Below are 11,495 nucleotides of genomic sequence, written 5' to 3'. Positions count from 1 at the left end.
ATCCGCCGATGCCTTCCGCCAACGCCGTTCGGCCGTCCGGGTGAGTGGAGCACACTGGGTTGGCCGGGCGTATGCGGAGCGTGGCCGGAAGCGGTCCGCCGCACTCGCTGATACCCTGGTAGCCCGTGGCCGGGTGGTGAAAAAACCCCCGAACCGCAGCGACGGCGCCCCCCGGAAACTCGTACGGCAACTCGTACGAGATCCACAGAGGGTGACCGGCACGCACTTCAGACAGCGACCACGGGAGCCCCCTCTTGGCCATGCAGACTCGATCCTTGGCATCCTCGACGACCAAGCACATCTTCGTCACCGGGGGTGTCGCCTCTTCCCTCGGCAAGGGTCTGACTGCCTCCAGCCTGGGTGCGCTCCTCAAGGCGCGCGGCCTGCGCGTCACCATGCAGAAGCTCGACCCGTACCTGAACGTCGACCCGGGAACGATGAACCCGTTCCAGCACGGCGAGGTGTTCGTCACCAACGACGGCGCCGAGACCGACCTGGACATCGGCCACTACGAGCGCTTCCTCGACGTCGACCTCGACGGCTCGGCCAACGTCACCACCGGCCAGGTCTACAGCACGGTCATCGCCAAGGAGCGGCGCGGCGAGTACCTGGGCGACACCGTGCAGGTCATCCCGCACATCACCAACGAGATCAAGCACCGCATCCGCCGCATGGCCACCGACGACGTCGACGTCGTCATCACCGAGGTCGGCGGCACGGTCGGTGACATCGAGTCGCTGCCGTTCCTGGAGACCGTCCGCCAGGTCCGCCACGAGGTCGGCCGCGACAACGTCTTCGTCGTGCACATCTCGCTGCTGCCCTACATCGGCCCCTCCGGCGAGCTGAAGACCAAGCCGACCCAGCACTCGGTCGCCGCCCTGCGCAACATCGGCATCCAGCCCGATGCGATCGTGCTGCGCGCCGACCGCGAGGTGCCGCTGTCCATCAAGCGCAAGATCTCGCTGATGTGCGACGTCGACGAGGCCGCGGTGGTCGCCGCCATCGACGCCAAGTCGATCTACGACATCCCCAAGGTGCTGCACACCGAGGGCCTGGACGCGTACGTCGTCCGCAAGCTGGACCTGCCGTTCCGCGATGTGGACTGGACGCAGTGGGACGACCTGCTGGACCGGGTCCACAACCCGCAGCACGAGGTCACCGTCGCGCTCGTCGGCAAGTACATCGACCTGCCCGACGCCTACCTCTCGATCACCGAGGCCATGCGCGCCGGCGGCTTCGCCAACAAGGCCCGCGTCACGGTCAAGTGGGTCACCTCGGACGACTGCAAGACCCCGGCCGGCGCCAGGAAGAACCTCGGCGACGTGGACGCGATCCTGGTGCCCGGCGGCTTCGGCGACCGCGGCGTCAACGGCAAGATCGGCGCGATCCAGTACGCCCGCGAGAACAAGGTGCCGCTGCTCGGCATCTGCCTGGGCCTGCAGTGCATCGTGATCGAGGCCGCCCGCAACCTGGCCGGCATCCCGGACGCCAACTCCACCGAGTTCGACGCCGCCACCGCCCACCCCGTCATCTCGACGATGGAGGAGCAGCTGGCGTACGTCGAGGGCGCGGGCGACCTGGGCGGCACCATGCGCCTGGGCATGTACCCGGCGAAGCTCGCCGAGGGCTCGATCGTGCGCGAGGTCTACGGCGACCAGCCGTACGTCGAGGAGCGCCACCGCCACCGCTACGAGGTCAACAACTCCTACCGCGCGGAGCTGGAGAAGAAGGCGGGCATCGTCTTCTCGGGCACGTCCCCGGACAACAAGCTCGTCGAGTACGTCGAGTACCCGCGCGAGGTGCACCCCTACCTGGTCGCCACCCAGGCGCACCCGGAGCTGCGCTCCCGCCCGACCCGCCCGCACCCGCTCTTCGCGGGTCTGGTGAAGGCGGCCGTCGAGCGGCAGGAAGCCGCGCGGAAGAACGGCAAGAAGTAACCAGACGATACGGTTGCCGGGGTACGGGTCCTTCGGGACGCGTACCCCGGTTTTCGCTTTTGCGGGAGGACATCGATGCAGCTCCAGGACACCTCCGAGGAATGGCGGGTCGTCGCCACCACGACCCCGTTCGAGGGCAACAAGACCAGCGTCCGCACCGACGACGTGGTCATGCCCGACGGCACGGTCGCGCGCCGCGACTACCAGGTCCACCCGGGCTCCGTGGCCGTCCTCGCCCTCGACGGCGCGGGCCGGGTCCTGGTGCTGCGCCAGTACCGCCACCCCGTGCGCCACAAGCTGTGGGAGATCCCGGCCGGGCTGCTCGACGTGCCCGGCGAGAACCCGCTGCACGCCGCCCAGCGCGAGCTGTACGAGGAGGCGCACGTCAAGGCCGAGGACTGGCGGGTCCTCACCGACGTCTACACCACGCCCGGCGGCTGCGACGAGGCCGTACGGATCTTCCTCGCCCGCGATCTCTCCGAGGCGGAGGGCGAGCGCTTCGAGGTCTCCGAGGAGGAGGCCGACATGGAGCTGGCCCGGGTGCCCGTCGACGAGCTCGTCCGGGGCGTGCTCGCCGGTGAGCTGCACAACAACTGCCTGGTGGTGGGCGTCCTCGCGCTCACGGCCGCACAGGCGGGGTCCGGTCTTGAGGCGCTGCGCCCGGCCGAGGCGCCCTGGCCGGCCCGCCCGTTCGAGAAGTGACGGAGCGCTCCGCTGGGGATGCGGGTTCTTGACTGCGGGCCGCCTGTGGGGGTCCCCCTGCTCGAACGAAGTCGAGAGCTTGGGGGATGGTCGCGCAGTTCCCCGCGCCCCTTTGGGCACGTGGTACCGCAACGTTTTGCCCAGCGGACAGTCATAGGTCAGACCATCCGCTGATCCGATCGGGCGACCTGCCCGCCGCGCTCCGCCGGGCCGCTGACCCCGTGTGAACTACGCTCGGAACGCCCGTGCGGAGACCCGCCGGGCTCGGCTCGTGCGCAGCGGACGGAGCGTGGCCCGTGACGGATCAGGCGGTGGACGTGGGCGGCTCTGCCGCGGAGTGCGAGCCGGCCGCGCCGGAGGCGATTGGCCGTCAGTTCTTCGGCCGCCAGCGGGAGTTGAAGGAGCTGCGCGAGGACGTGGAGCGGGCGGGGCTCGACACCCTGTCCGGCCGCAAGTCGCCGCGCGCCCGGGTGCTGCTGATCGCCGGACGCCCCGGCTCCGGGCGGACCGCCCTCGCCGAGGAGCTGGCCCGCCGGCTCGCCGCCGACTACCCCGACGGGGTACTGCGCGCGTCCCTGCGCGAACCCGGCGGCACCCCGGTCCCCGCCGAGCGGGTGGCCCGCGATCTGCTCGACGCCCTTGAGGTCCCGGTGCCGCCCGGCGGCGGTGAGGACGAGCTGGCCCAGCTGGTGCGCGAGGCGCTCGCCCAGCGAAGGGCGCTGCTGCTGCTCGACGACGCGGTCGGCGCCGAGCAGGTCGACCCGCTGCTGCCGCAGAACGCCGACTGCCTGGTCGTGGCGACCGCCCGCGGACCCCTCACCGGCGTCCCGGACGTCCGGCCCTGCACCCTCGGCGGCCTCGACCCCAAGGCGGCCGTCGAATTCCTGGAGAGCTTCACCGGCGCGGTACGGATCACGGTGGACCCGCGCACCGCCGAGAACCTGGTCGAGGAGTGCGCGGGAGCGCCCGCCGCCATCGCCCTGGTCGGCGGCTGGCTGGCGGCCCGGCCCCAGGCGGCCGTCTCCGACGTCGCCAAGCGGCTGCACGCGCTACCCGATGAGGGCGGGGCCCTCGGCGGCCAACTGCCCGTCGCCGAGCGCCCGTTGGTGCGCGCCTTCCGGCTGGTGTACGAGTCGCTGCCGCAGCCCAACGCCCGGCTGCTGCGGCTGCTCCCGCTCACCCCGGCCGGGATCGTGGACGCCCAGACCGCCTCGGCGCTCGCCGGGTGCTCGGTGTCGGCGGCCCAGAACACCCTGGAGGACTTCGTCGCGTACGGGCTGCTGAGGGTCTTCGGCGACCCGGAGGAGCAGCCCGCCCAGTACGCGGTGCCCGGCTGGCTGGCTCCGCTGTTGCACAGGCTCGCGGAGGCCGCCGACCGGCCCGGCGAGCTCCAGCTGGCCCAGGCCCGGATGCTGGAGCGGACCGTACGGCTGCTCCAGTCCTGCCGGGCGGTCACCGAGCCCGACGGCTCCGCGGCCCGCAAGAAGCTCGCCGGGCTGCCCCGCGCCCTGCGCTTCCCCAACGAGCGGCTGGCCGCCGCGTGGCTGGACACCCGCCGGCCCGCGCTGCTGGCGTCCGCCCGGCTCGCGGTCGAGGACGGCGAGCTGGACACGCTGGCCAGAAGGCTGGTCGCGGCCCTGGTCCGGGCGCTGGCCGCGCACCGCGGGACCGAGGCGGCCGCACCCGATCTCTATGGTCTGCACCAGCTGGTTCTCGACGTCGCCGAGCGGCGCGAGCTGCACCGGGAGAAAGCCGCGGCCCTGCTCAATCTGGGCGATCTGGACGCGGAGGCCGGTCGCACCGGTGACGCGCTGGTGCGCTACCGGGCGGCCCTGGACGCGGGCCGGGCCGCGAACGACCCGTACGCGACGGGCCGCGCGATGGAATCCGTAGGCGGCGCCCACCAGGAGCTGGGCGACTGGACGAGAGCCGCCGACTGGTACGGGCGGGCCCTGGCGCAGCGCCTCGCGCGGGGCGAGCGGCAGGACGAGGCGCGCCTCTACGGGCGCATCGGCGCTGTGCTCACCTACGCGGGCCGCTACGGCGAGGCACTCCGCAGTTGGCGCGCCGCGGTGGCCGGATACCGCCGTATCGGCGATCTGCCGAGCCAGGCGCGGGCGCTGAGCGAGGCGGCCCGGGTGCAGGAGTACGCCGGGCGGCCCGAGGAGTCGCTGCGCACCTGCCGCGAGGCGGTCGAGTGGGCGAGGCAGGCCGGTGATCTGCGTCTCCAGGCCGCGCTCCAGCTGCGCCTCGCGGACACCCTCGACCGGCTGGGAGACCCGGCGGGGGCCAGGCTGCACCGGGGCGCGGCCGAGACCCTGCTGGAGCCTGACGGAGGAAGTGGGGAGGAAGACAAGGCTCCGGCCTACGAAATCCGCAGCGCTTCGGCCAAAGATTAGTTGTTTGTAAGGGTAGACAGCGGGAAAACCTTCATTAGACTGGCTCCGCCGCTCCTTCTTGCGGTGTATCCCGGTGCGCCTTGGTGCATCCGGGTATGAATGCATTACACCCCCTTCATCCCCTGAGCCAAGGACCGTGATCGACGTGAAGGTCGGCATCCCCCGCGAGGTCAAGAACAACGAGTTCCGGGTGGCCATCACCCCCGCCGGCGTGCACGAGCTGGTGCGCCACGGCCACCAGGTCGTCATCGAGCAGAACGCCGGTGCCGGCTCGTCGATCACGGACGCCGAGTACGTGGCCGCCGGCGCCGAGATCCTGGGCACCGCCGACGAGGTGTGGGCCACCGCTGACCTGCTGCTGAAGGTCAAGGAGCCCATCGCCGAGGAGTACCACCGCCTCCGCAAGGACCAGACGCTCTTCACCTACCTGCACCTCGCCGCGTCCCGCGAGTGCACGGACGCCCTCCTGGAGTCCGGCACCACCGCCATCGCGTACGAGACGGTGGAGACCGCGGGCCGCGCGCTGCCGCTGCTCGCTCCGATGTCCGAGGTCGCGGGCCGCCTCGCCCCGCAGGTCGGCGCGTACCACCTGATGCGCTCGGTTGGCGGCCGCGGCGTCCTGCCCGGCGGCGTCCCGGGTACCCACGCCGGCAAGGCCGTCGTCATCGGCGGTGGCGTCTCCGGCTGGAACGCCACCCAGATCGCCGTCGGCATGGGCTTCCACGTGACCCTGCTCGACAAGGACATCAACAAGCTCCGCGAGGCCGACAAGATCTTCGGCACCAAGGTGCAGACGATCGTCTCCAACGCCTACGAGCTGGAGAAGGCCGTCATCGAGGCCGACCTCGTCATCGGCGCCGTCCTCATCCCGGGCGCCAAGGCCCCGAAGCTGGTCACCAACGAGCTCGTCGCCAAGATGAAGCCCGGAAGTGTCCTTGTCGACATCGCGATCGACCAGGGCGGCTGCTTCGAGGACTCGCGTCCCACCACCCACGCCGAGCCGACCTTCATGGTCCACGACTCGGTCTTCTACTGCGTCGCCAACATGCCCGGCGCGGTGCCCAACACCTCCACCTACGCGCTCACCAACGCCACGATGCCCTACATCGTTTCGCTGGCGAACAACGGCTGGGCCGAGGCGCTGCGCCGTGACCCCGCGCTCGCGCTGGGCCTCAACACCCATGACGGCCAGGTCGTTTACGGCCCGGTCGCCGAGGCCCACGGCCTGGAGACCGTCGAGCTGAGCACGCTCCTCGGCTGATCCGAGCACTGTGGCGGCGCTCTGACGAAACGGTTCGTCAACGCGCGCCGTCAACCCCACCCACCCGGCCGGACCTTGTCGCCCAAGGTCCGGCCGGATGTGTATCGCGACACTTCCACCGGAGTGTGGCAGGCTCGCTCAACTCGCCTCGAACGTAACTCTTTAACCGTTTCGCGCACCCCTGAAACTCGCGCTCTGATGCCCGTACGCCCTTGACAGAGCAGTGTTCGGTTGCCGACACATCCGGCCGGGTCCGGCGGATTGTGTTGCTGCGGACCGGTGACACGCCATAGAGTCGCCAATCGTCGGCATGGTGCCACGCTGACCTATCGATAAAGTTTCCTGGTCACTTCCAAGGAGGTAAGACGACTTGTGAATGAGTCGACATTTACTCCTGGAGGTGGTCAACCAGGGATGCCCGCACGGGGCCATGGCCCTTCGGGGCCTGCTGAGGCTGTCGGCTCCGTCGCGGTCCGCGCCTTCGCAACCACCCCGCACATGACGACAGCCCCACGGATGATGGACGGCCTACACGTGAACGCCATGGCCGGCAACGAGAGTGGCCGGGACACCGCTGCTTTCGCCGACTTTGAGGAAGTGCCCCAGGGGCACTTCTACGACCCCGACGCCGAATACGAGCCCGACCCCGAGTACGCGGCCACCCTCGCCCCCGACGCCGCACGCCAGCGCCGTGAGCGGATCGGCCCGACCGGACGGCCGCTGCCGTACTTCCCGATCCCGGGTCCGCTGACCGACCACGGTCCCGCGAAGATCATCGCGATGTGCAACCAGAAGGGCGGCGTCGGCAAGACCACGTCGACCATCAACCTGGGTGCCGCGCTCGCGGAGTACGGACGCCGGGTGCTGCTCGTCGACTTCGACCCGCAGGGCGCCCTCTCGGTGGGCCTGGGTGTGAACCCGATGGAGCTCGACCTCACGGTCTACAACCTGCTCATGGAGCGGGGCATGTCGGCCGACGAGGTCCTGCTCAAGACCGCGGTTCCCAACATGGACCTGCTGCCGAGCAACATCGACCTCTCCGCCGCCGAAGTGCAGCTGGTGAGCGAGGTGGCCCGGGAGTCGACGCTCCAGCGCGCCCTGAAGCCCCTGATGGCCGACTACGACTACATCGTGATCGACTGTCAGCCCTCGCTCGGCCTGCTCACCGTCAACGCCCTGACGGCGGCTCACAAGGTGATCGTGCCGCTGGAGTGCGAGTTCTTCGCGCTGCGCGGTGTGGCCCTGCTGACCGAGACGATCGAGAAGGTCCAGGAGCGGCTCAACCCCGACCTGGAGCTCGACGGCATCCTCGCGACCATGTACGACTCCCGTACGGTGCACAGCCGCGAGGTCCTGGCCCGGGTGGTCGAGGCCTTCGACGACCACGTCTACCACACGGTGATCGGCCGTACCGTGCGCTTCCCGGAGACCACGGTCGCCGGCGAGCCCATCACGACGTACGCGTCCAACTCCGTGGGCGCCGCCGCCTATCGCCAGCTCGCCAGGGAGGTGCTCGCCCGGTGTCACGCCGAGTGAGTCTGCCCGGGGCCGACGAACTGTTCCGTACGACCGGAGGAATGGCACTCCAGTCCTCCACCCCGAGGCGGACCAACGGCGAGGCGAGGGTGCCCGGACCGGCGGGCGAGAGCGACCCGGTCACGGACGAGTCCGCGGCGCGGGCCGAGCACTCGGCGGCGGAGGAGGATCCGGCGTCGGGCGAGCCCCGCAGCCGCACGGCCGCCGCGTCCGGCGAGGCCGCCAAGGGGGCCCGTCAGGGCGCTCCGGCCGCCCCGAGTACCGCGGCGCAGCGGCGGCGGGCCCGGGCGGCCAACCGGCGGCCCAGCGGGCGCGAGCGCCACGACGAGAAGATCACGGTGTACGTCTCCGCGGAGGAGCTGATGGACCTGGAGCACGCGCGCCTGGTCCTGCGCGGGGAGCACGGGCTCGCCGTCGACCGCGGGCGGATCGTCCGCGAGGCCGTCGCGGTGGTCCTGGCCGATCTGGAGTCCCGGGGCGACGCGAGCATTCTCGTACGGCGTCTGCGGGGCCGGTAGCACTAGCCTGCGCCGTGCGGCCCGCACTGCCCGCGCTGCCTCGTACCGCCCGCTCCGCACCCCCTGGACCGCCTCTTGCCCACCGTCGACGACCCGGACGTTCCCGCTGCGCGGGGGGCTCGGCGTGCGCTGGGGCGGGGACCGGGGGGTTCCTCCGGGGGTTTCCCCACCCCGCCCCTTCCCGGCAGTGACATCGGCGGCTCCGCCGCGTGGCCTCGGCGGGCAGCCGGGGGAGTGGTGGGGGAGGAGTCTTCCCCGGAGGCTGCGCCCCCGGACCCGCAAGCGGGGTTGCGCCCCTGCACCCCCTCGGAGGCTGCGCCCCCGGACCCGGCGGTGGACCCCCCGGCGGGGACTGCGGCCCCCGCGCCCCGCCCACCGGGCTCCGCCCCGGACCCCGTCCCCCCAGGGGCGCGGGGAACTGCGCGACCAGCCCCCACCGTCCCGCAGACGAATGGCGGCCCGGGGCCCGAGACCGTGCCGTACGCGGACTCCGCGGCCCCCGCCCCCTCCGACGGCCGCTTCACCGTTCGGCTCGCCAACTTCGAAGGCCCCTTCGACCTGCTGCTTCAGCTCATCTCGAAGCACAAGATGGACGTGACCGAAGTCGCGTTGTCCAAGGTCACCGATGAGTTCATGGCGCACATCCGGGCCATGGGGGCGGACTGGGACCTCGATCAGACCACCGAGTTCCTCGTCGTCGCCGCCACCCTCCTCGACCTCAAGGCGGCCCGGCTGCTGCCCGCCGCCGAGGTCGAGGACGAGGCCGATCTGGCGCTCCTTGAGGCGCGGGACCTGCTGTTCGCGCGGCTGCTCCAGTACCGCGCGTACAAGCAGATCGCGGACATCTTCAGCGAGCGGCTCGACGCCGAGGCGCACCGCCACCCCCGTACTGTCGGGCTGGAGGCGCACCACGCCGAGCTGCTGCCCGAGGTCGTCATCAGCATCGGCGCCGACGGGTTCGCCAAGCTGGCGGTCAAGGCCATGCAGCCGAAGGCCAAGCCGCAGGTGTACATCGACCACATTCACGCGCCGCTCGTTTCCGTCAGGGAGCAGGCCGCCGTGGTCGTGGCGATGCTGCGGGCGTGCGGGGACGTCAGTTTCCGGGAGCTGACCCTGGACGCGCCCGACACCCTCACCGTCGTCGCCCGCTTCCTCGCCCTCCTGGAGCTCTACCGCGAGAAGGCCGTCGTCCTCGACCAGGACGAGGCGCTCGGGGAGCTCATGGTGCGCTGGAGCGGCGGCGACGGGGCCCAGCCCGCCGTCACGGACGAGTTCGACCAAGTTGTGGAGGTGGAGACGGCGTGATCGAGGAGATCGAGGAATCCGAGGAGCTTGCGCTCAAGCCCGCCCTTGAGGCCGTTCTCATGGTGGTCGACGAGCCCGCGACCGAGGAGCACCTGGCGAAGGTGCTGGAACGGCCCCGGAGGGCCGTGGCGGACGCCCTGCGCGAGCTGGCGGACGAGTACACCGTCCAGGGCCGCGGCTTCGAGCTGCGGCTTGTGGCGGGCGGCTGGCGGTTCTACAGCCGGGCCGCGTACGCGCCGGCCGTCGAGGGCTTCGTCCTGGACGGGCAGCAGGCCCGGCTCACCCAGGCGGCCCTGGAGACCCTGGCGGTCGTCGCGTACCGCCAGCCGGTGAGCCGTTCGCGGGTCTCGGCGGTGCGCGGAGTGAACTGCGACGGGGTCATGCGGACCCTGCTCCAGAGGGGTCTGGTCGACGAGGCGGGCGCGGAACCCGAAACAGGTGCGATCCTGTACAGGACGACGAACTACTTTCTGGAACGGATGGGCCTGCGCGGCCTGGACGAGCTCCCGGAGCTCGCGCCCTTCCTCCCCGAGGCGGACGCGATCGAAGCCGAGACCCTGGAGGGTGTGCCGTCGTTCGATCCGGACGCACCTGACGCCCCGGAAACCCACGCAGACGACAAGACGGAAATTTGATGCGAAGCAGCGGCAGTAACAGCAGCGGAAACAACGGCGGGAGCCGTGGTGGCAACAGCGGCGGCCGCGGCAGCAGCGGCGGTGGCGGCCGGGGCAGCGGCGGCGGCGCCGGCCGCGGCGGTGCGGGCGGCGGCCGGGACGGCCAGCGCCAGGGCGGCGGCCCGCGCCAGAGCGGCAGCGGCAAGCCGCGCCCTCTCCGCCCCGAGGAGCGCACCTACGAGGTGGGCGGCTCCTCCGACGCCCCCCGCGGCGGCCGTGGCGCCTCTGCGCGCGGCGGCGCCAAGGGCGGCCCCAAGGCGCCCCAGGGCGGCACCCCGGTGCGCCGCGGCCCGCACGGCCAGCGGCTCGGCCAGGCCCGCCCGCGCGAGCTCGACGCGAAGATCGAGCAGCGCAACCGCGACCGGTACGCGGACAAGCCGGACATCAAGACCCCCAAGACCTTCCCGGGCGCCGAGCAGGAGGGCGAGCGGCTGCAGAAGGTGCTCGCCCGCGCCGGCATGGGCTCGCGCCGCGCCTGCGAGGAGCTGATCGAGCAGTCCCGCGTCGAGGTCAACGGCGAGATCGTGCTGGAGCAGGGCAAGCGCGTCGACCCGGAGAAGGACGAGATCAAGGTGGACGGCCTGACCGTCGCCACCCAGTCGCACCTGTTCTTCGCGCTGAACAAGCCCGCCGGCGTCGTCTCCACCATGGAGGACCCGGACGGCCGCCAGTGCCTCGGTGACTACGTGACCAACCGCGAGACGCGGCTCTTCCACGTCGGCCGGCTCGACACCGAGACCGAGGGCATCATCCTGCTCACCAACCACGGCGAGCTGGCCCACCGTCTCACCCACCCCAAGTACGGCGTGAAGAAGACCTATCTGGCCGCCATCACGGGCCCGCTGCCGCGCGAGATCGGCAAGCGGCTCAAGGAGGGCATCCAGCTGGATGACGGCTACGCGCGCGCGGACGCCTTCCGGGTCATCCAGCAGACCGGCAAGAACTACCTGGTGGAGATCGAGCTCCACGAGGGCCGCAAGCACATCGTGCGCCGCATGATGGCGGAGGCCGGCTTCCCGGTCGAGAAGCTCGTCCGGGTCTCCTTCGGCCCGATCGGGCTCGGCGACCAGAAGTCCGGCTGGCTGCGCCGCCTCACCAACACCGAGGTGGGCATGCTGATGCGCGAGGTCGGCCTGTAGCCGCCCGCTGAAGTTCCGGTACCG

At 71.4% G+C, this 11,495-nt stretch carries 9 protein-coding genes; all 9 read left to right on the top strand.

The window, feature by feature from the left end; translation table 11 throughout:
* Nucleotides 1–260 precede the first annotated feature (260 nt).
* Nucleotides 261–1,937, top strand: a complete 1,677-nt coding sequence (locus ACZ499_RS33955; RefSeq protein ID WP_468680228.1) for a CTP synthase — start codon at nucleotides 261–263, stop codon at nucleotides 1,935–1,937.
* Between the two features lie 75 nt (nucleotides 1,938–2,012).
* Complete coding sequence (locus ACZ499_RS33950; protein WP_385548184.1) at nucleotides 2,013–2,639, top strand: NUDIX domain-containing protein; 627 nt, start codon at nucleotides 2,013–2,015, stop codon at nucleotides 2,637–2,639.
* A gap of 296 nt (nucleotides 2,640–2,935) precedes the next feature.
* Nucleotides 2,936–5,038: a tetratricopeptide repeat protein gene (locus ACZ499_RS33945; RefSeq protein WP_468680223.1), complete on the top strand. Its 2,103-nt coding sequence runs from the start codon at nucleotides 2,936–2,938 to the stop codon at nucleotides 5,036–5,038.
* Between the two features lie 145 nt (nucleotides 5,039–5,183).
* Entirely contained in the window at nucleotides 5,184–6,299 is a 1,116-nt protein-coding gene (gene ald / locus ACZ499_RS33940; protein WP_468680257.1) for an alanine dehydrogenase, read from the top strand.
* A gap of 414 nt (nucleotides 6,300–6,713) precedes the next feature.
* Nucleotides 6,714–7,835, top strand: a complete 1,122-nt coding sequence (locus ACZ499_RS33935) for a ParA family protein (RefSeq protein WP_329397589.1) — start codon at nucleotides 6,714–6,716, stop codon at nucleotides 7,833–7,835.
* Nucleotides 7,820–8,353 carry a hypothetical protein gene (locus tag ACZ499_RS33930; protein WP_468680221.1) on the top strand — a complete coding sequence of 178 codons (534 nt, stop codon included), beginning with the start codon at nucleotides 7,820–7,822 and terminating at the stop codon, nucleotides 8,351–8,353. Before ACZ499_RS33935 ends, ACZ499_RS33930 begins: the two co-directional genes overlap by 16 nt.
* A 75-nt stretch (nucleotides 8,354–8,428) precedes the next feature.
* Nucleotides 8,429–9,658: a segregation and condensation protein A gene (locus ACZ499_RS33925; RefSeq protein WP_468680219.1), complete on the top strand. Its 1,230-nt coding sequence runs from the start codon at nucleotides 8,429–8,431 to the stop codon at nucleotides 9,656–9,658.
* Nucleotides 9,655–10,293: an SMC-Scp complex subunit ScpB gene (gene scpB, locus ACZ499_RS33920; protein WP_385550353.1), complete on the top strand. Its 639-nt coding sequence runs from the start codon at nucleotides 9,655–9,657 to the stop codon at nucleotides 10,291–10,293. Before ACZ499_RS33925 ends, scpB begins: the two co-directional genes overlap by 4 nt.
* Complete coding sequence (locus ACZ499_RS33915; RefSeq protein WP_468680216.1) at nucleotides 10,293–11,471, top strand: pseudouridine synthase; 1,179 nt, start codon at nucleotides 10,293–10,295, stop codon at nucleotides 11,469–11,471. The genes scpB and ACZ499_RS33915 overlap by 1 nt, the downstream gene beginning before the upstream one ends.
* Nucleotides 11,472–11,495 lie beyond the last annotated feature (24 nt).

The organism is Streptomyces sp. NPDC031265 (genome assembly GCF_055570295.1).
The sequence above is the reverse complement of the archived record's forward strand: the minus strand, read 5'-3'. Positions and strand labels throughout refer to the sequence as shown.